The 18,902-nt window shown below is 71.5% G+C and carries 16 protein-coding genes, 1 tRNA gene and 1 other RNA gene; 11 read left to right on the top strand and 7 right to left on the bottom strand.

Annotated elements, in window-relative coordinates; translation table 11 throughout:
• Together L7D48_RS04640 and ffs are read right to left on the bottom strand one after the other, a co-directional pair.
• On the bottom strand, positions 1-1,595 hold a 1,595-nt coding region (locus L7D48_RS04640), incomplete at its 3' end, for a DNA polymerase III subunit gamma and tau (RefSeq protein WP_237877592.1).
• A 76-nt stretch (positions 1,596-1,671) separates the two neighbouring features.
• Positions 1,672-1,768, bottom strand: an RNA gene (gene ffs / locus L7D48_RS04635) — signal recognition particle sRNA small type.
• A gap of 107 nt (positions 1,769-1,875) precedes the next feature.
• Between ffs and L7D48_RS04630 the strand changes: the two genes are divergently transcribed.
• The 7 genes from L7D48_RS04630 to L7D48_RS04600 all read left to right on the top strand — a co-directional run bounded on the left by L7D48_RS04630 (position 1,876) and on the right by L7D48_RS04600 (position 10,486).
• A tRNA-Ser gene (locus L7D48_RS04630) sits at positions 1,876-1,960 on the top strand.
• A gap of 268 nt (positions 1,961-2,228) precedes the next feature.
• Entirely contained in the window at positions 2,229-4,670 is a 2,442-nt protein-coding gene (locus L7D48_RS04625; RefSeq protein WP_237877595.1) for a helicase-associated domain-containing protein, read from the top strand.
• A 73-nt stretch (positions 4,671-4,743) separates the two neighbouring features.
• Positions 4,744-5,637: a phosphorothioated DNA-binding restriction endonuclease gene (locus L7D48_RS04620; protein WP_237877591.1), complete on the top strand. Its 894-nt coding sequence runs from the start codon at positions 4,744-4,746 to the stop codon at positions 5,635-5,637.
• Between the two features lie 65 nt (positions 5,638-5,702).
• Positions 5,703-5,981 (top strand): ribbon-helix-helix domain-containing protein, encoded by a 279-nt coding sequence (locus tag L7D48_RS04615; protein ID WP_237877590.1) that lies wholly within the window; start codon positions 5,703-5,705, stop codon positions 5,979-5,981.
• On the top strand, positions 5,978-6,403 hold the full coding sequence (locus tag L7D48_RS04610; RefSeq protein WP_237877589.1) for a PIN domain-containing protein: 426 nt from the start codon (positions 5,978-5,980) through the stop codon (positions 6,401-6,403). The genes L7D48_RS04615 and L7D48_RS04610 overlap by 4 nt, the downstream gene beginning before the upstream one ends.
• 764 nt (positions 6,404-7,167) lie before the next feature.
• Positions 7,168-8,589: an ATP-binding protein gene (locus tag L7D48_RS04605; RefSeq protein ID WP_237877588.1), complete on the top strand. Its 1,422-nt coding sequence runs from the start codon at positions 7,168-7,170 to the stop codon at positions 8,587-8,589.
• 424 nt (positions 8,590-9,013) lie between these two features.
• A complete protein-coding gene (locus tag L7D48_RS04600) occupies positions 9,014-10,486 on the top strand; it encodes an ATP-binding protein (RefSeq protein WP_237877587.1) in 1,473 nt (490 codons plus the stop codon).
• A 128-nt stretch (positions 10,487-10,614) separates the two neighbouring features.
• Here the strand turns inward: L7D48_RS04600 and L7D48_RS04595 are convergent, their stop codons facing one another.
• Positions 10,615-11,559, bottom strand: coding sequence for an FAD-dependent oxidoreductase (locus tag L7D48_RS04595; RefSeq protein ID WP_237877586.1), 945 nt, complete (start codon positions 11,557-11,559; stop codon positions 10,615-10,617).
• Positions 11,560-12,107: 548 nt separating this feature from the next.
• On the opposite strand from L7D48_RS04595, the gene L7D48_RS04590 reads away from it, so the two are divergent.
• The 4 genes from L7D48_RS04590 to L7D48_RS04575 all read left to right on the top strand — a co-directional run bounded on the left by L7D48_RS04590 (position 12,108) and on the right by L7D48_RS04575 (position 15,247).
• Positions 12,108-12,311, top strand: a complete 204-nt coding sequence (locus tag L7D48_RS04590; protein ID WP_237877585.1) for a cold-shock protein — start codon at positions 12,108-12,110, stop codon at positions 12,309-12,311.
• Positions 12,312-12,540: 229 nt separating this feature from the next.
• Positions 12,541-14,061 carry a DEAD/DEAH box helicase gene (locus L7D48_RS04585; protein ID WP_237877584.1) on the top strand — a complete coding sequence of 507 codons (1,521 nt, stop codon included), beginning with the start codon at positions 12,541-12,543 and terminating at the stop codon, positions 14,059-14,061.
• Between the two features lie 80 nt (positions 14,062-14,141).
• Positions 14,142-14,468 carry a CBS domain-containing protein gene (locus tag L7D48_RS04580; RefSeq protein WP_237877583.1) on the top strand — a complete coding sequence of 109 codons (327 nt, stop codon included), beginning with the start codon at positions 14,142-14,144 and terminating at the stop codon, positions 14,466-14,468.
• A gap of 428 nt (positions 14,469-14,896) precedes the next feature.
• Positions 14,897-15,247: a MerR family transcriptional regulator gene (locus tag L7D48_RS04575; protein WP_237877582.1), complete on the top strand. Its 351-nt coding sequence runs from the start codon at positions 14,897-14,899 to the stop codon at positions 15,245-15,247.
• A 56-nt stretch (positions 15,248-15,303) separates the two neighbouring features.
• Here the strand turns inward: L7D48_RS04575 and L7D48_RS04570 are convergent, their stop codons facing one another.
• The 4 genes from L7D48_RS04570 to gap all read right to left on the bottom strand — a co-directional run bounded on the left by L7D48_RS04570 (position 15,304) and on the right by gap (position 18,874).
• On the bottom strand, positions 15,304-15,642 hold the full coding sequence (locus tag L7D48_RS04570) for an STAS domain-containing protein (RefSeq protein WP_237877581.1): 339 nt from the start codon (positions 15,640-15,642) through the stop codon (positions 15,304-15,306).
• Positions 15,639-16,934 (bottom strand): PP2C family protein-serine/threonine phosphatase, encoded by a 1,296-nt coding sequence (locus L7D48_RS04565; protein WP_237877580.1) that lies wholly within the window; start codon positions 16,932-16,934, stop codon positions 15,639-15,641. The genes L7D48_RS04570 and L7D48_RS04565 overlap by 4 nt, the downstream gene beginning before the upstream one ends.
• Entirely contained in the window at positions 16,934-17,737 is an 804-nt protein-coding gene (locus L7D48_RS04560) for an alpha/beta fold hydrolase (RefSeq protein WP_237877579.1), read from the bottom strand. The genes L7D48_RS04565 and L7D48_RS04560 overlap by 1 nt, the downstream gene beginning before the upstream one ends.
• 129 nt (positions 17,738-17,866) lie before the next feature.
• Entirely contained in the window at positions 17,867-18,874 is a 1,008-nt protein-coding gene (gene gap, locus L7D48_RS04555) for a type I glyceraldehyde-3-phosphate dehydrogenase (RefSeq protein WP_237877578.1), read from the bottom strand.
• Positions 18,875-18,902 lie beyond the last annotated feature (28 nt).

The following is an 18,902-nucleotide window of genomic DNA, read 5'->3' as shown; positions in this document are numbered from 1 at the left end:
GCCTGGGCCTGCGCGGGGGCGGTCGCCGGAGTGGGCCAGGCGCCGGGGCGCCGGCCGTCGTCCTGCGGCCGGTCGGGCTGCTGCGCCGGCTGCTGTGCCTGTTGCTGTTGCTGCCCGGGCCACGCCCCGGGGCGGGCCTGCGGCTCCGCCTGACCGCCACCGCCCGGTGCCGCCCCCGGCCAGGCGCCGGGCCGCCTGCCGGCGTCCGGTGCGGGCCCGCTCTCCGGCCGCCCCGCGGGGGCGGAGGGCTGGGAAGGCTGTGCGGGCTGTACGGGCGGAGTGGGCTGCGTGGGCGCCGGGGCCTGCGGTGCGGGCGCGTCCTGCTGCCCGGCCAGGGCCGTACGGGCCGCCGCCGGACCGCCGCCCGGCGCGGGGGGCGCCGCCACGGGGGCCCCACCCGCCGGACCCGCACCCGCCACCAGGCCTCCCGCGAGGCTCGCGCCCCGCTCCAGACGGTCCAGACGGGCCTGGAGGGACCGCTCGTCGCCGTACGCAGCGGGCAGCAGCACCCGGGCGCAGATCAGCTCCAGCTGCAGCCGCGGCGAGGTCGCGCCGCGCATGGCCGTCAGGCCCTCGTTGACGATGTCCGCCGCCCGGCTCAGCTCGGCCGGGCCGAAGACCGAGGCCTGGGCCGTCATCCTCTCCACCACGTCGGCGGGGGCGTCGATCAGGCCCTTCTCCCCGGCATCCGGCACGGCGGCCAGGATCACCAGGTCGCGCAGCCGCTCCAGCAGGTCGGCGACGAAGCGCCGCGGGTCGTGCCCGCCCTCGATCACCCGGTCGACCACCTCGAAGGCCGCCGCACCGTCACCGGCCGCGAAGGCGTCCACCACCGAGTCCAGCAGCGCGCCGTCGGTGTAGCCCAGCAGCGCCGTGGCCATGGCGTACGTCACGCCGTCCGGGCCGGCGCCCGCCAGCAGCTGGTCCATCACCGACATCGAGTCGCGCACGGACCCGGCCCCGGCGCGCACAACCAGCGGAAGCACACCGTCCTCGACGGGGATGGCCTCGCGTTCGCACACCTGGGCGAGGTAGTCGCGCAGGGTGCCGGGCGGCACCAGGCGGAACGGGTAGTGGTGGGTGCGCGACCGGATCGTGCCGATGACCTTCTCGGGCTCGGTCGTCGCGAAGATGAACTTCAGGTGCTCCGGCGGCTCCTCGACCACCTTCAGCAGGGCGTTGAAGCCCGCCGAGGTGACCATGTGCGCCTCGTCGATGATGTAGATCTTGTACCGGCTGGAGGCGGGACCGAAGAACGCCTTCTCACGCAGCTCGCGGGCGTCGTCCACACCGCCGTGCGACGCGGCGTCGATCTCGATGACGTCGATCGAGCCCGGCCCGTTGCGCGCCAGGTCCCGGCAGGACCGGCACTCCCCGCACGGGTCCGGCGTCGGGCCCTCCTCGCAGTTCAGGCAGCGGGCGAGGATACGGGCACTGGTCGTCTTGCCGCAGCCGCGCGGCCCGCTGAAGAGGTACGCGTGGTTGACCCGGTTGTTGCGGAGGGCCTGCTGGAGGGGGTCGGTGACATGCTCCTGCCCGATGACCTCGGAAAAGGCCTCGGGGCGGTAGCGGCGGTACAGCGCGAGGGACGACACGCCTCCGACGATATAGGCCACCGCCGACAACCGTGCCCCCCGTGGGGACGGGGGCACGGTCGTCGGCGGGAGGAAAATCAGGCGCCCCCCACGCACCCGCCAGAGCTCACCTACCCTTGCTGCCTTCCGGCCCTGGGGGAGTTCAGCGAGATAGCGCCACGTGAGGGGCTGCGCCAAGCCTACCGGATGCCGGAGGGTGCTCGGGCCCGGGAGGGGGGCTGGGGACGGTCCCGGGGATCGGGTTCGCAACCACTCCCCCGCGTCATGTAATGTTTCCGGCGGAGGATTCGCCTAGAGGCCTAGGGCGCACGCTTGGAAAGCGTGTTGGGGGCAACCCCTCACGAGTTCGAATCTCGTATCCTCCGCAGCCGCCTGAACAGGCGAAATGAGAACCCCGGACCGCTCAGCGGCCGGGGTTCTCGGCATGCTGTGGTCTCAGTTCTGGTCTCGTTTATTTCCGACATAAAGCACTTTTCGTCGCATAGCTTTGCCACTGGTGAGTCGATCCACAGGACAACGCCCTTCACTCACCATCGGCTTCCTGCCGCCGCAGGACACAGGTCCCCCCGCGATGCGCCATTCTGGAGCGTGCGCAGGACCGGTTCCGGTTCCAAGGTCAACGGCGTCGTCTTTGTGAGGTGCCCCATCGGAAAGCCCAGCGGATCAACTCTGGCCTCGTGGCTGAGTGGTCTGGAAGTCGGCCGACTTGAGCGAGTCCTGGCGACTCGCCCGGATGCCGTGTCCCCGCCGGAGCCACGATCGTTCGGCGAACTCGCGGACCGCCTTCAGCGTCCGGCGTCGGTGGCCCCAGTGCTGGCGGAGCTCGCGCGGCCACAGCTGCAGGTGGCTGAGGCGCTGGCGGCATTGGGACCCGTTCCACGGGCCGCTTTGGCCGACCTGCTGGACGTGGCCGAAACGGAGACCGATCGCTGGCTGGATGCGGCCCTGGAGACACTGGCCGATCACGCGCTCGTCTGGCCGGACGGCCAAGGGCTGCTCCACATGACGGCGCCGTTGCGGCAGGCGTGGGATTCGCCGCTGGGGCTGGACGCGCCGCTCGCCCGGCTGCTGGCGGACACGACCTCCGAGGAACTGCGGCGCATGCTGGTGGCCTTGGGCATCCCAGCTCCCGGCACCACCAAGAAAGATCGGCTGGCCGCCCTGCTGGAACACCACAGTGATCCGAAGCGGGTGGCCGCGGTGGTTGCGGCGGCGCCTGTGGCCACTCGGGAGCTGCTTGAGCGGCGAGCCCGTCACCAGGGTGAACAGAGGCAGGAACAGACGGAGTTCCTGATGCTCGGGGCCCCACGGGCCGATTCCGGACCGGGTGCGCGGTGGGCGCTGGAGCGGGGACTGCTGGTCCAGGACCGGTACTCCGGGTACGGGCCCGCACGCATGCCGGCCGAGGTGGCGCTCGCGCTGCGCGGGGCCGACTGGCACGCCCCGTTCGAGCCGTGCCCGCCCATCGTGCGGACGGTGTCCGTCACCGAGGCGGAGGTGGATCGGGAGGCGGCGGCAGCCGCCACGGCGTTCGCCGCCCACGCCGCCTCGGTTCTGGCGGCGTGCGCCGCGTCTCCGCCGGCCCGTCTGAAGTCCGGAGGGGTCGGGGCGCGTGAGCTGTCCCGGATCGCCAAGGCCGCGCAGTGCGACGACATCGTCGTACGCCTTGTCCTGGAGACGGCGTACGACGCCGGGCTGCTGGCCCGGGACGGTGACCGGGTCGCGGCGACGGAAGGTTACGACGCCTGGGCGGAGCGGGAACCGGCGGAGCAGCTCACCGCGCTTCTCCAGGCGTGGCGAACGTTGCCGCAGACCCCGGTCCAGGCCCGCGACGAGGACGGCAAGGCGCTGCCCGCACTCGCCGGAACACCACCTTGTGGCGGCTGTGTGCAGGCCCGGGACGGGCTTCTCGCTGCGGCGGTGGCGCTCCCGGCGGACCAGGGGGTGCGGAGCCCCGTGGAACTGGGGCCGCTCGTCGCCTGGCACCGTCCGTTCGCCCATCCACTTCCCCAGGACGCCACGCCCTTCGCCTCCGTGGTCCGTGAAGCAGAACTACTCGGTGTGATGGCCCGCGGCTCCCTGTCCCGCATCGGTGCCGCCTTGCAGGCCGATGACGGCGAAGCACTGGCCGCGGCCAGTCGGCGGCTGCTGCCGACGGCCACCAGCACGGCCCGCTTCGGCGCGGACCTCACCGCCGTCGTCACCGGCACACCGTCAGCCCGCCTGTCCGCCCTGCTGGACGCCGTCGCAGAGCGGGAAGCCGTCGGCACGGCATCCGTGTGGCGGTTCAGCCCGGGCACCATCCGCGGCGCCCTGGACACCGGCCGTACACCCGACGCCATCACCGCCGACCTGGCCGACGTCGCCGTCGGCGCCCTTCCCCAGCCGCTGTCGTATCTGATCCACGACACCGCGCGCGCCCACGGCCGTATGCGCATCGCGCCCGCGGCCTGCGTGATCCACGGCGAGGAACCCGCCCTCCTCGCCGAACTCGCCGCCCACCGCAAGCTCGCCGAGCTCGGGCTGCGGCAGCTGGCGCCGACCGTGCTGGTCTGCCGGACTCCGCTCGACAAGACCCTCGCCGCGCTCCGGGCCGCCGGCTATGCCCCCGTCGCCGAGAAGGCCGACGGAACCGTACGCGTCGAGAAGACCCGGCACCGACGTGCCTCCGCCCCGGCTCCGACCCCACTCCCAGGCCAACGACGGCGGTCCGTGCCGACCGAGACCCCGGTGGACGTCGGCCTGAGCGCCCTGGCCGCCAGGCTGCGGGACGCCCCATCGGCACTTCCGGATCCCGACCCGTTCGGCACCGGGGTCCCCTACGGCACGGACACCGAGGAGATCATCGCCGGGTACGCGAAGAACCTGACGTACAGCGATGTCCGCCAGCTCGCCCACGCCGTCGACGCCGGCACGGCCATCACGGTCGAGTACGTCGCCGCCTCGGGCAACCGGACCGTACGTACCCTCAGCGAGCTCGATCTCGACCCGCCCCATCTGTATGCCTGGTGCCATTTGCGCGAGGACGAACGGGTTTTCACCCTCTCCCGCGTCCTCGGCGTCATGCCCGCGTAGCCCTCGGCATGGCCCACTGACCCACCCCGTGCACGGATCATTGTTCGACCAGCCGCCACTACGATCGCCGGTCATGGACTGGGTCGAGCGCACCGCGCAGCTGAGGCAGTGGACGAGGAGTGGGGTGCGGGCTCCGCACAAGCCGTTGCTGTTCCTGTACGCGCTCAGCCGGTTTCAGCAGGACGCCGACGGCGAGCTGCGGTACAGCGCGGTGGAGCAGGACCTGCGGCGGCTGCTCGCCGAGTACGGGCCCGGTAACCGGACGACGCCCGCCTATCCCTTCCACCACCTGGTGAGTGACGGGGTGTGGGAGGTGCGCACCGAGCGCGGGACGGGCAGCCCCGGGACCGGAGTCAGGGAGCTGCGGGCGACCGGGGCCGCCGGGCGGCTGACGCCTCAGCTGCGGACGGCACTGCGGCGGGAGCCGTCCCTGCTCGGCCGGATGACTCGGGTGCTGCTCGATCTGAACTTCCCGCCCTCCCTCCACGGCGAGCTGTGCGAAGCCGTCGGCCTGGAGTTGGAGGAGGCCGAGACCGGACGGTTCTCGGCCGCGCGCAGGCAGCGGGACCGGCGGATGCGGGAGATGGTCCTGACGGCGTACGAGTACCAGTGCGCCTTCTGCGGGTACGACGGCAGGATCGGCGCGGTGCCGGTCGGGCTTGAGGCCGCCTATGTGCGCTGGTGGGCGTTCGGCGGACCGGACGACATCGACAACGGGCTGTGCCTGTGCTCGCTGCACCACAAGCTCTTCGACAAGGGCGTTCTCGGTATCGGCGAGGGCCACCGCATCCTGGTCTCGCAGAGCTTCGTCGGCCGCAGTACCGCCGCCCGCGAGCACGTCATCACGCTCGCCGGCCGTCCGGTCATAGGTCCCCAGCCAGGCATCCGCCCCATCGCCGCCGCCCACCGCTCCTGGCACACCGGACAGGTCTTCCACGGCAGCCCACGTCCCGCCACGACCGCCTGATCGCCGATCCGGCGGTCACAGAACGCACTGGTAAGCAAGGCGATACCAAGAGTATGGTCTCTTGTATGGCGACGAAGAAGGTAACGGTGACGATTCCCGAGGATCTCCTGAACGAGATCCGCGCGGAGGCGGCGGAGCGGGGCCTGTCGGCGTACGTCGCCGAGGCGCTGCGCTTCAAGCGCGACCGGGACCGGCTGCGGGAGCTGTCCGACTGGCTGCAGGAGGAACACGGCTCCCTCACCGAGGAGGAGCACACGGCAGCGTTCGAGGAACTGGAGGGGCTCGACGCCGAGCACGAGCGCCGTCGCACCGCCGGAACGCACGGCGCGGGAGAGGCCGCGTGAAGAAGCGGGCCGGTGAGCCGGGCCGGCGACCACTGCGCGTCTTCGTACTCGACTGCGAAGCCTTGTCCCTGGCCGTGCGCGGCGACCGGAAGATGATGGCATGGCTCGGCCTCGCGGCCGGAGGTGAAGCCGAGGTGGTGACATCTCCTCTGACGCTGATCGAGGCGTACGACGGCAGAACCACCGAGCAGCGCTGGGACTGGGTGCTCTCGCGGCTCCGAGTCGCCGACATCGGAAAGAACGAGGCCCGCCAGGCCCGCCGCCTGCTGGCGGATGCCAAGCTGCATGGCCACAAGTACGCGATCGACGCGGTGCTCGCCGTCATCGCGCGCCAGCAGAAGGGGCAGGTCACCATCTTCACCTCGGACGTGGACGACCTGGAGAAGCTGGTTCCGGAGTCGATCGTCGTCAAGAAGGTGTGACCCGGCACTCTGGTCTCATTTCTGGTCTCGTTCACCCCCGTCCAGAGCCGTTCATCAACCGTCCGACTCCCGGCTCCGTCCCAGGTCAGAACGACCCCATCCGTCGCCGAGCCCCCAGACGAACATTTGGAAAGCGTGTCGGGGGCAACCCCTCACGAGTTCGAATCTCGTATCCTCCGCAACCGCCTGAACAGGCGAAACGAGAAGCCGAGCCGCGATCTGCGACTCGGCTTCTCGTTGTGCTCTGGCTGCATTTCTGGTTGCGTTCACATGCACCCAATTCGAATGTTCCGGGTATCCGGGTAGACCCGTTCCCGCCGCTCCGCGGATGTCGGCGCCCAACAACGAGGGAAGCCGCTCCCGTACGGCACCTGCGGATCACAGGCGTAGGACACCCTTGAAACCCCCGCGGCGGGTCCGCCCCCTGTCATGATCCTGATCTCGCGAGGTGCCCGGGCATGAAGTCCCGATCGACGCCGACCTCACCGCTGTCGTCACCGGCACACCATCCGTGCGGCTGATCGACGCAGGTCAGGCCATCACCGTCGGGTACGTTGCCACCTCGGGCAGCCGAACCGTGCGCACCCTCAGCAGCCTGGACCTCGGTCCGCCCTGTCTCGAAGCCTGGTGCCGCCTTCGGGACGCCGAGCGCGTTTTCGCACTCTCCCGCGTTCACAGCGTCATGAGCGCCGCACCCGAACGAGGGGGAATGGTATCGACAGCGATAGTATTCCTGTCGATACCATTCCTCGCAGGAGGCTTGAATGCGGCGTTTCATCGGTCGGGACCGCGAGCTGAACGTGCTCGGCAGCGCCCTGCGGTCGGTCCACGATGCCGTCGGCGCGGCGAAGCCGGGACAGTGCATCCTCATGCGCGGGCGGAGGCGGGTCGGCAAGTCCAGCCTCGTCGAAGAATTCCTCCGGCGCACCGAGGTGCCGTCCCTGTTCTTCACCGCGGCGGGCGGCACGGCGGAGGACGAGCTGACGGAGTTGCTCGACGCCGTCGCCAGGTCCACGCTGCCGGAGCGGGAACTGTTCTCGGAGGAGACTCCGGAGCAGTGGAATGCTGCATTCAGGCTGCTTGCGGAGATCCTTCCCGACGACAGCCCGAGCGTGGTCGTCATGGACGAGGTTCCGTACCTCATGGACCGCATCGACGCCTTCGAGGGCATGCTCCAGCGGGCATGGGACCGCCTGCTCAGCCGTAAACCCGTACTTCTCCTCCTGGTCGGCTCCGATCTGTCGATGATGGAGGCGCTGAACAGCTACGACCGGCCCTTCCACCAGCGGGGCCGGGAAATGGTCGTGGGGCCGCTGAACCCGGCCGACATCGGCGAGATGCTCGGTCTTGAGCCGGCTGCCGCATTCGACGCCGCCCTCATCACAGGCGGTCTTCCGCTGGTCTGCGCGGAGTGGCGGCCCGGGGCCGATGTCTGGGAGTTCCTCCGCGACTCGCTGGACAACCCGATCTCGGCACTGCTGGTCTCCGCCGAGCGGTCACTTGCCGCGGAGTTTCCACCGCGGGCGATGAGCAGAGAAGTCCTGCGGGCCATCGGAACCGGCGAGCGAACTTTCACCAACATCGCACGCGCCGCGGGTGGCATCGCCCACACCACCCTCACCCGAGCCACTGACGTCCTGACCGAGAAACGGGTGGTGGCAGCCGAGCTGCCCGTCTCGCTGAGACCGTCGAAGGAACGCCGCTACCGCGTGGCCGATCCCTACCTCCGGTTCTGGCTCGCGTTCCTGGATCCCCACATGGCGGAAATCGAGCGGATGCGGGGGGATCTCACGCTGAGCCGGATCAAGGAGCAGTGGACGAGCTGGCGGGGGCGTGCGATCGAGCCCCTCGTCCGGGAATCCCTCGCCCGTCTCCTGCCGGACGGGCTCCTGCCCGCCGCCCCGGCGATCGGCGGGTACTGGACCCGCAGCAACGACGTCGAAGTCGACTTGGTCGGCGCCGACCGGCAGCCGGTGGCCAAGGAGTTGCTCTTCCTCGGTTCGGTCAAGTGGCTGGAGAACTCCGCGTTCGACAGCCACGACCTGGCGGCGCTGCAAAAGCACCGGGCCGCGATCACCGACGAGCCGGTACCGCTCGTCGCGGTCTCCCGCAACGGGACCACCTGTTCCGGGCTCCGGGCGGCATACGGCCCTGATGAACTGCTCAGCGCCTGGCGCAGGGCGTAAGAAGGGGCTGACGCTCCTGTGGTCTCAGTTCTGGTCTCGTTCACCCCCGTCCGTCCCCGTCCAGACAGAGCTGATCCGAACGCTTCACCGCAGGTCAGGACGCATACGACCGCCACCGGACCCCCGGGCGAACATTTGGAAAGCGTGTTGGGGGCAACCCCTCACGAGTTCGAATCTCGTATCCTCCGCCACGGCCGACCAGCCGAAACGAAGGTCCCGACCGCCCAGCGGCCGGGACCTTCGTCGTTCCCCGGTCTCAGTTCTGGCCTCATTCGTTCGCGACATTTGCGGTATTTCCTGCCTATACGCCACGACTTCCTCAGGAGGCGGCAAGCGCCGAGGCCGACGGGCGCACATCACGAGGCACGCCAGGAAGTAGGAGTATCTTTTATGGAAGCGTACTTCTATCTCCCTGGAGCAGCTCGTGGACAAACCTGCCGAGATGTTCGACCGGGACTACGAGTGGTCGGCGCTGAGCCGGTTCATCACCGACCCGCAGCCCGGCGCGACCCTGGGCGTGGTCTCCGGGCGCCGCCGCCAGGGCAAGACGTTCCTGCTGGATGCCGCCTGTCGTGCTGCCGGAGGGTTCTATTTCGGTGCGACCGAGGCCGCCGATGCCGAGTCGCTACGGCGGATCAGCGCGGCGCTGACCGCCCACGTCCGTCCTGCCAGCCCGTTCCACTTCGCCGACTGGGCAGAGGCCGTCGACGCACTGCTCGCGCTCGGCGCCGAGCGGCCCGTCCCCGTGGTGATCGACGAGTTTCCGTACCTCGCCAAGGCCAACCCCGAGTTGCCATCGATCATCCAGGAGGCGCTGCGGCCGCTGCGTGACCAGCGCACCGGCTCCCGTACCCGGCTGCTGCTGTGCGGATCGGCGATGTCCTTCATGGGCAGGCTGCTCTCGGGTAACGCCCCACTGCGCGGACGGGCGGGGCTGGAACTGGTCGTCCGCCCCCTCGACCACCGCCTCGCCGCCGAGTTCTGGGACATCGCCGATCCCCACCTGGCCATGAAGGTGAACGCGATCGTGGGCGGCACCCCGGCCTATCGGCGCGAGTTCGCACGCGGCGACACGCCAAAGACTCCGGACGACTTCGACGACTGGGTCGTCCGCACCGTCCTCAACCCCGAAACTCCCCTCTTCCGCGAGGCCCGCTACCTACTGGCCGAAGAACCCGACCTTCGCGACACCGCCCTGTACCTGTCCGTCCTGGCCGCCGTCGCCGACGGCAACGCCACACGCGGGGGCATGGCCGGCTATCTGGAACGCAAGGCCACCGACATCGCCCACCCCATCAACGTCCTCGAAGACGCGGGTCTGCTGCACCGGGACGCGGACGCCTTCCGCGACAACCGGCCCACCTACCGGATCGCCGAACCGCTGATCGGCTTCTACCACGCGATCATGCGACCGGTCTGGGACCAGCTCGAACGCCCCGGCAGCGCGGCACGGGTCTGGCAGGCCAGCCGTCGCCGCTTCGTCAGCAACGTCCTCGGGCCCCATTTCGAACAGGTCTGCCGCGACTGGGCACTGCATCACGCCGACCCCGAGCTCTTGGGCGGTCTGCCCGCCCGCGTCGGACACGGTGTCGTTCACGACCCCAGGGCCCGTACCGGCAACGAGGTCGACGTGGCGGTCATCGGAATCGCGGATGGCGCCAAACCCCCACTCCTGGCCATCGGAGAGGCCAAGTGGAACGACACCATGGGAGCCGCCCACATCGAACGTCTCCGGCACATCCGCGACCTCATCACTCTGGCAGGCCGATACGACACCACGAACACACAGCTCATGTGCTTCAGCGGAGCCGGATTCAACGACAAGGCGCGGGACGCGGCCGCGGCCGACCCGGACATCCGGCTGATCGACCTGGAGACCCTCTACGGTCAGGTCTGACACACCCGCGCGCCCGGTCCCGGCAGGGACGTGGTCAGTGCCGCACTGTCCGAGGTCCCGGCCGCTGGGCGGTCGGGACGCCGATTCCCTTCCGGGCGTCGCCGTGATCGCTCCGCGGTGACGTTGTCTCAGCCCTCGGCGGGCGGTCGCCTGGTCGCGTAGTAGGCGCGCAGTGCGGCCTCGCTTCCGGAGCCCAGGGCGGTCATGATCCGCTGGAAGCGGGCGGAGCGCAGGTCACCGGCCACGATGACGCGGGGATGCTGTTCGGTGGGCGGGCAGTATCCGTCCGCACCGCGGACCAGATCGCCGGGCGGGGCGGTCGGAGCGTTCCCGATGCTGAGGTAGGCGGCGTCCGCCACGACCACCTGCCGTTCGCCGCCGCGGCCCACCACTTCCGCCGACACGGCGGCGCCCTCTCCGGGCTCCAGCGTCAGGTGCCCGACGGGCAGGAGCGTGACCCGGGGATCCTCGCGGATCTCCTCGACCTTGTAGTCGTCGGCCGCCGGATACGCCACCAGCAGGCGCGTGCCGGTGGCCGGGTGGGCGCGCAGGAAGGTGCCGATCGTGCGGTCACCGCCCAGGACGAGGAGGGTGCGGCCCTCGGCGCCGGCCTCGCCGGCCTGCCACAGCGGAGGCAGGGTCAGGCCGCCGGGGGCGGTGATCCAGGCGGCGTCGCGGGGCTGGAGGGGAGCGGTGCCGGTGGCGACGACGGCGTACGGGGCGGTCAGACGGGCGCCGGTGTCGAGCGTGACGGTCACGCGGTCCTCGTCGGTGCGCAGCTCGGTGACGTACCGGCCCAGCTCCAGGCGGCACAGCCGCGTGTCCTTCAGCTCCGCGGCGATTGTTCCGGCCAGCTCGGGGCCGCTGGTGTGGCCGCCCAGGACGTTGTTCAGGGCCGGGATCCGGTGGAGGTTGCGGCACAGCCGGTCCGGCTCGGCCAGGATCGAGCGCATGCCGACGCCGGCGGCCATACGGGCGGCGGCGCAGCCGGCCGGGCCGCCGCCGACGATGACCAGGTCCGTGTCGTGGGCGGCGGGCGAACCGGCGCGGGACGGGGGCGGTGTGTCGGCCATGGGGCTATTCCAGCACCGGGGCCCCGGCGTACGCGGCCGGTCGCCCATCACGTGCTCGCCGGTGACGAGGAGGCCGGCCCCGGCCAGGCGGCGGGCGACGAGGAGGCCGGCATCGTGGACGTCCGGCTGGTCGGGGACGGGCTTCCCGCCCCGGCGGAGGATCCTCGCGGGAATGTGACCTTCGTCGCGGCGGTGGGGTCCCGGCGCGTTCGCCGTTGCGCCGGCCGCCGACGGCGGCAGCGGCGGCGCATCCGCCTGCGGCTGAGGTCACAGAGGTGCGGGCGGAAGCGCGCGGAAGAAAGACCGCGTCCGCGAACAGCAATATCTGTGCCCGCGACATGAGAAATAGACGCGGCGCGCGGCGAGTATTCCCCGACCGCGGACCGGAGGGAAATTATCGACCGTGCAGGGCCGATCGCACCGTGCTACTGTCGATCTCAGTTGCAGGTGTGGTTGCCAGAAGGTTCATTCCCGACGAGGTAATCATCACGGCGACACGGGATTCACACGGAGTGAATTCCCGAAACCGCCTCCGAAGGAGAAACAAAATGGCTACTGGCACCGTGAAGTGGTTCAACGCGGAAAAGGGCTTCGGCTTCATCGAGCAGGACGGCGGCGGCGCCGACGTCTTCGCCCACTACTCGAACATCTCCGCCCAGGGCTTCCGTGAGCTGATGGAAGGCCAGAAGGTGTCGTTCGACATCGCGCAGGGCCAGAAGGGCCCGACGGCCGAGAACATCGTCTCCGCCTGACACCGGCGACGCGTACTTCGCAGCCGGGGCCCGCACCTGAGGGGTGCGGGCCCCGGCTCGTCGCTTTCCAGGGCGCGCGGCGGGAAGCAATCCGCCGCCCACCGGTCGGCGAGGCTTTTCTCGCCGGCCCGGACCGGCCCACATCGTCTTCGGCTCGTCTCGAGATTCTCTGCGCCACTCGTCTGCTGCGGGAATTCCTTGCCACGTGCCGCACCAAGGAAGGTTCCCCATGAAGAGTGCCCGCACATCCCGTGCCCCCCGCACATCCCGCGCCCCCCGCGCGCACGACCGCTTCGCAGGAGGCTCCGGCGGCGGCCGCTCCGGTGGCCCGCGCCGTTCCGGGGGCTACGGGAGCCGGCAGGCCGGACGGGCCGCGCAGGGCGAGTTCGCTCCGCCGAGGACGGTCACGCCCGCACTGCCCGCCGTCGGGTCGTTCGCCGATCTCGCCATGCCCGCAGGGCTGTTGGCCACGCTCGGCCGCGAAGGGGTGACCGTGCCGTTCCCGATCCAGGCGGCGACCCTGCCGAACTCCCTGGCCGGCCGTGACGTGCTCGGCCGTGGACGCACCGGCTCGGGCAAGACCCTCGCCTTCGGCCTCGCCGTACTGGCCCGCACGGCGGGGCGGCGTGCAGAGCCGCGGCAGCCGCTCGCCCTCGTCCTGGTCCCCACCCGTGAGCTCGCCCAGCAGGTCACCGACGCACTCGCTCCGTACGCCCGCTCCGTGAGCCTGCGGCTGGCCACCGTCGTCGGCGGAATGTCCATCGGCAGGCAGGCCGGTGCGCTGCGCGCCGGAGCCGAGGTGGTCGTCGCCACGCCCGGGCGGCTCAAGGACCTCATCGACCGGGGCGACTGCCGGCTGGACGGTGTCGACACCACGGTCCTCGACGAGGCCGACCAGATGACCGACATGGGCTTCATGCCGCAGGTCACCGCCCTGCTCGACCAGGTGCGCCCCGGCGGGCAGCGGATGCTCTTCTCGGCCACCCTCGACCGCAACGTCGACCTGCTGGTCCGGCGCTACCTGACGGACCCGGTGGTCCACTCCGTCGACCCTTCGGCGGGCGCCGTCACCACGATGGAGCACCACGTACTCCATGTGCACGGTGCGGACAAGCACCGGACGACCACCGAGATCGCGGCGCGGGACGGCCGGGTGATCATGTTCCTCGACACCAAGCACGCGGTGGACCGGCTGACCAGGCACCTGCTGAGCAGCGGTGTCCGCGCCGCGGCCCTGCACGGCGGCAAGTCCCAGCCGCAGCGCACACGGACCCTGGCCCAGTTCAGGAGCGGACATGTGGCGGTCCTGGTGGCGACCAACGTCGCCGCGCGCGGGATCCACGTCGACAACCTCGACCTGGTCGTCAATGTGGACCCGCCCGGCGACCACAAGGACTACCTGCACCGCGGCGGCCGCACCGCCCGCGCCGGCGAGTCCGGCAGCGTCGTCACACTGGTGACCCCCGACCAGCGTCACGGCATGAGCCGGCTGATGGCTTCGGCGGGTATCACCCCCCGGATCACCCGGGTGCGTTCGGGCGAGGCGGAGCTGAGCCGCATCACGGGCGCCCAGGCCCCTTCCGGTGTCCCGGTCGTCGTCACCGCGCCGGAAGCGGAACGTTCCCGCGGCGCGTCCGCCTCGTCCCGGGGCCGTCGGGACCGCCGGGGCCGCGCGGGCCGGGGCCGGCCCGCCAGTGAGGCGGCACACCGCGGTGCACAGCGGCGGCCCGGTTTCGGTCCGGCCGCCTAGTGCCGCGGCGACCACGGGCCGGATGCGGCCACGAAGCCATCCCCTTCCACTCGGGAGGCACACCTGTCCAGGAGGCACCCATGACACCGGCTCGGACACGGCACCGCGCGGTGGATTCCCCGCCCAGGACCACGACCGCCGACAGGAACGCGTCCGGGCCCCGGGTCTGGGACGACATGACGGTCGAGGTGGCTCTGTCCCTCATGGCCTGTGCCCGCGTCGACCACCTCGTCCTCTGCGACGGGGACGACCGGAACACGGGCCTGGTCACCCTGGCCCGGCTCGCCGTTCTCCGCGACAGCCCCGCCTACACGGACCGGATCCGCCTGCGGGACGTCCTCGCCGGACCGTTCGCCTCGACCGCCGATGCGCCTCGCCCGGCCGGCCCGTCATCCTTCGCTCCATGAGACGCCATGCGCCGCGTCGTCGCCCGGTACACCCGTTCGCCCCGACCGGGAACGGGGTGCCGGTCCCGATGAGGGGCGGCATCCGGTGGGACCGCCGCGACCTCGTGTGAGGCGCGGGCGGGAACCGCCGTCAGAGACCCGGTGAGGGCTCTGCCGACACGCGTCGGCAGAGCCCTCACCGCCGTGTCACCGCATCGCCGTCCCGTCGTCCGTGCGGAGGCTCCCGGTCCGGGTACCGCGGGCCCCCGGAACGGACGGCGGGTCCCGGTCGCTCGGCCGCGATCCCCTCGCCCCTCCCCCTGCCGGGCCGGGCAGCGGAAACAGAAGGCCGGCACGGCGCGAAGGCCGACAGATGGTGTTGAATCTCCTTCGGGGCCCTGCCGCCGTACGGTGCCGGGGTTCCTCGACGCGTTGCACAACGAGGTGACATGGCAGCAGATACTCCGCTCAGCGACCGTCTGGACGACGACGACTACCCCGCGTACACCATGGGCCGGGCCGCCGAGATGCTCGGCACCACCCCCGGCTTCCTCCGGGCCATCGGTGAGGCCCGGTTGATCACTCCGCTGCGCTCGGAGGGCGGGCATCGCCGGTACTCCCGCTACCAGCTGCGGATCGCCGCCCGCGCCCGCGAGCTCGTCGACCGGGGGACCCCGATCGAGGCCGCTTGCCGCATCGTCATCCTCGAGGACCAGCTCGAGGAAGCCCAGCGCATCAACGCCGAGTACCGCCGCGCCGCGAACGAGGCGCCAGGCGGTTCCGGTCCCGGTTCGGACTGATCGCACGGGCGCGGGCGGCGTCGGCTTCGGTCCGGTCGCGGAAGCGCGGACCCCCGTCAGAACCGGGTGGCGGTCTCGCTGTCGGGGTGGATGGGGAAGATCTGGTCGAGACCGACGATGCGCAGGATGCGCAGGGTGTTGGCGGGGACGGCGGCGAGGGCGATGTCGGCCCGGGCGGCGTGGGCGTGGTTGCGGGCGGCGATCAGGGCGGTGATGCCGCTGGAGTCGCAGAAGTCCATGCCCGCCAGATCCAGCACGAGACGCTGTCCCGGCCGCAGGGCGAGGGTGGGCAGCAGTTCACGCAGGCCGGCGGCGCTGGCGTAGTCGAGTTCGCCGGTGATCCCGAGGACGGGGCCGGTCGTGGCGTTCCGGGTGGTGATCTTCAGCGGGCTCATCGTCTGTTCTTCGTTGCCGGGTCGGGAGCCGGGTGGGCGGGGACGCCGAGGGCGAGCAGGGCGGTGTCGTCGTCCAGGCCGTCGCCGAAGTCGTCGAGCAGGCCGGTCAGTGCCCGGATGACGTCGCGGGCGGGTCTGCCCGCCTGGCCCGCGGCGAAGTCGAGCAGGGCCTCGTCCCCGTAGAGGCTGGTGCGGTCCTCGCCGGTACGGGCTTCGGTGAGGCCGTCGGTGTAGAGCAGGAGGGTGTCGCCGGGGGCCAGGACGGTGGCCGCGGAGACGAAGCGCGGGTCGGGCAGGATGCCGACGAGGAGGCCGCCGGGGGTGGGCAGGAAGTCGGCACGGCCGTCGGCTCTCAGGACGAGGGCCGGCGGATGGCCGCCGGCGGCGATGCGGACGGCGACCCGTCCGGTCGAGGGGTCGGGGTCGAGGGTGCCGAAGACGGCGGTGCAGTAGCGCGGGTCGCCACCGGTGTAGCGCTCGTGCAGCACGGTGTTCAGGGTGGACAGGGCGGCCACGGGGTCGGGGTCGTGCATGGCCGCGGCGCGCAGGGTGTAGCGCGTCAGCGACGTCAGAGCGGCGGCCTGGGGGCCTTTGCCGCACACGTCGCCCAGGAAGAACGCCCAGCGTCCGCCGTCGATGGCGAACAGGTCGTAGAAGTCGCCGCCGAGCCGGTCGGGCGAGGCCGTGTGGTAGTGGGCGGCCGCCTCCAGCCCGGGCACGTCGGGGAGCATGGCGGGCAGCAGGCTCTGCTGGAGCGTGGCGAGGGCCTCCTGGAGCCGGACGCGGTCGGCCTCCGCCTGCTCCCGCGCCGCCTCCGCCTCCCGCTTGCGCCGCAGAAGCTCCTCCTCGTAGGCGCGGCGGTCGCGGGCGTCGAAGACGGTGGTGCGGATCAGCAGCGGTTCGCCATCGCAGCCGTACTTCAGCACCGAGGAGACGAGGACCGGTATTCGCGCGCCCTCCGCACCCCTGAGCTCCAGGGCGATGCCGCCGATCTCGCCCTGCATGCGCAGCAGCGGCGCGAAGTGCGTCTCGTGGTAGAGCCTGCCGCCCACCGTGAGCAGGTCGGTGAACCGCATCCGCCCCACCACCGCCTTCCGGTCCAGGCCCATCCAGCCCAGCAGCGTGGTGTTGACCTTCGCGATCGTGCCGTCCATCAGCGTGGACAGGTAACCGCAGGGTGCGGTCTCGTAGAGTTCCTCCGCGCTGTCCTCCAGCAGGGCGGCGAACGCGGCGTTCTCCGCGTCCTTCCTCCCCGCCTCGTGCGGGTCGGGCTGCCGCCCGGCGCGGCACATCACCTCAGGCCCGCGAGGAATTCGGTGATCGCCGCGTTGGTGGCCTCGGGCGCCGACAGGTGCGGGCAGTGTCCGACCGCCTCCAGCGTGACCAGCGTCGATCCGGGGACGGTCCGGTGGACGAAGGCACCGACCTCCCGGGGGGCGATGGCGTCCTGGGTGCACTCCAGCACCAGTGTCGGCACCTTCACGTTCCCCAGGTCCTCGCGTGAGTCCGACAGGAAGGTGGTCCGGGCGAAGACACGGGCCATGTCGGGGTCGGTGGCGCAGAAGCTGTTCCTCAGCTCCTCGCCGAGCTCGGGCCGGTCCGGGGCCCCCATGATCACCGGCGCCATCGCGGCCGACCAGCCCAGGTAGTTCGCCTCCAGGGAGGCCAGCAGTTCGTCGATGTCCTGCGCGCTGAACCCGCCCCGGTAACCGTCGTCGTCGATGTACCGCGGCGAGGGGGCGACCATGACCAGTGCCCCGATGCGCTCCGGCGCCATCCCGGCGGCCAGTACGCCGATCATCGCGCTGACCGAGTGCCCCACGAACACCGCGTCGCGCAGATCGAGGGCCTCGCACACCTCCACCGCGTCCCGGGCGTAGCCCTCCAGGGAGGCGTAGCGGTCCTCGCGGAACGCGGACAGGTCCGAGCGGCCCGAGCCGACGTAGTCGAACAGCACCACCCGGTAGTCCTCGGCCAGCGCGGGCACCGTCAGCCGCCACATGTTCTGGTCACAGCCGAAGCCGTGCGCCAGCACCACCACCGGCCCCCGCGGGTTGCCCGTGACGGTGACGTTGTTCCTGCGCCGGATGTCCATGCCCGCCATCCTCCCAGCCCGCGTCCGCCGTCCCCGGTTCGCCCCCCGGGGGGCGCGCGGCGAGAACGGCGCCCGCACACGTGACGACCGCGGCGCCGGGGGCGGCCGTGCGGCCGCCCCCGGCGCGCGTCAGCGGGTGGCGAGGAGTTCGAGGGTGTCGACCACGCGGTTGGAGAAGCCCCACTCGTTGTCGTACCAGGCGACGACCTTGACGTGGCGGCCGTCGACGCGGGTGAGGGCCGAGTCGAAGATCGAGGATGCGGGGTTGCCGGTGATGTCGGAGGAGACCAGCGCATCCTCCGAGTACTCCAGGATGCCGGCGAGCGGCCCCTCCGCGGCGGCGCGGTACGCCTCCAGCACCTCCTCGCGCGTCACGTCGCGGGCGACGGTGGTGTTCAGCTCGACGATCGATCCCACCGGGACCGGCACGCGGATCGAGTCGCCCGACAGCCTGCCGTCGAGGTTCGGCAGCACCAGGCCGATCGCCTTGGCCGCGCCGGTCGTGGTCGGCACGATGTTGACGGCGGCGGCGCGGGCCCGGCGGGCGTCGCGGTGCGGGCCGTCCTGCAGGTTCTGCTCCTGGGTGTAGGCGTGCACCGTGGTCATGAAGCCGTGCTCGATGCCGGCGAGTCCGTCGAGCACGGCGGCCAGCGGCGCGAGCGCGTTGGTCGTGCACGAGGCGTTCGAGACGATCGTGTGCGCGGCCGGGTCGTACGCGCCGGTGTTGACCCCGTAGGCGAGGGTGACGTCGGCGCCGTCCGACGGCGCCCCGACGAGCACCTTCCCCGCGCCCGCGTCGAGGTGGGCGCGGGCGGCCGCGGCCGAGGTGAAGCGGCCGGTCGCCTCGAGCACGATGTCGACGCCGAGCCCGTCCCAGGGCAGCTTCGCCGGTTCGCGCTCGGCGAGCACCGCGATACGGCGGCCGTCGACGACGAGGGCGTCCCCGTCCGCGCTCACCGGGCGGCCGAGCCGGCCGGCCGTCGTGTCGTAGGCGAGCAGCCGGGCGAGGGCGGCGGGCTCGGTCAGGTCGTTGACGGCGACGATCTCCAGGGTCTCCAGGGCGCTCTCGCGCTCCAGCAGCGCGCGCAGCACATTGCGGCCGATGCGGCCGAATCCGTTGATGGCGATACGGGTCATGGGTGGCCTCCTCCGGTCCGCCACCAGC

Origin of the sequence: Streptomyces sp. ICN903, assembly GCF_022015835.1 — a bacterium.
GTDB lineage: Bacteria > Actinomycetota > Actinomycetes > Streptomycetales > Streptomycetaceae > Streptomyces > Streptomyces fenghuangensis.
This window is presented reverse-complemented; position numbering and strand designations above follow the sequence as displayed.

Bases quoted from the DNA above. Each gene is read 5' to 3' on its own strand.
- gap (WP_237877578.1), bottom strand. From the start codon at position 18,874: ATGACCCGTATCGCCATCAACGGATTCGGCCGCATCGGCCGCAATGTG.
- L7D48_RS04565 (WP_237877580.1), bottom strand. From the start codon at position 16,934: ATGTGCCGCGCCGGGCGGCAGCCCGACCCGCACGAGGCGGGGAGGAAG.
- L7D48_RS04585 (WP_237877584.1), top strand. From the start codon at position 12,541: ATGAAGAGTGCCCGCACATCCCGTGCCCCCCGCACATCCCGCGCCCCC.
- L7D48_RS04615 (WP_237877590.1), top strand. From the start codon at position 5,703: ATGGCGACGAAGAAGGTAACGGTGACGATTCCCGAGGATCTCCTGAAC.
- L7D48_RS04590 (WP_237877585.1), top strand. From the start codon at position 12,108: ATGGCTACTGGCACCGTGAAGTGGTTCAACGCGGAAAAGGGCTTCGGC.
- L7D48_RS04620 (WP_237877591.1), top strand. From the start codon at position 4,744: ATGGACTGGGTCGAGCGCACCGCGCAGCTGAGGCAGTGGACGAGGAGT.
- L7D48_RS04575 (WP_237877582.1), top strand. From the start codon at position 14,897: ATGGCAGCAGATACTCCGCTCAGCGACCGTCTGGACGACGACGACTAC.
- L7D48_RS04605 (WP_237877588.1), top strand. From the start codon at position 7,168: ATGCGGCGTTTCATCGGTCGGGACCGCGAGCTGAACGTGCTCGGCAGC.
- L7D48_RS04595 (WP_237877586.1), bottom strand. From the start codon at position 11,559: ATGGCCGACACACCGCCCCCGTCCCGCGCCGGTTCGCCCGCCGCCCAC.
- L7D48_RS04570 (WP_237877581.1), bottom strand. From the start codon at position 15,642: ATGAGCCCGCTGAAGATCACCACCCGGAACGCCACGACCGGCCCCGTC.
- L7D48_RS04580 (WP_237877583.1), top strand. From the start codon at position 14,142: ATGACACCGGCTCGGACACGGCACCGCGCGGTGGATTCCCCGCCCAGG.
- L7D48_RS04560 (WP_237877579.1), bottom strand. From the start codon at position 17,737: ATGGACATCCGGCGCAGGAACAACGTCACCGTCACGGGCAACCCGCGG.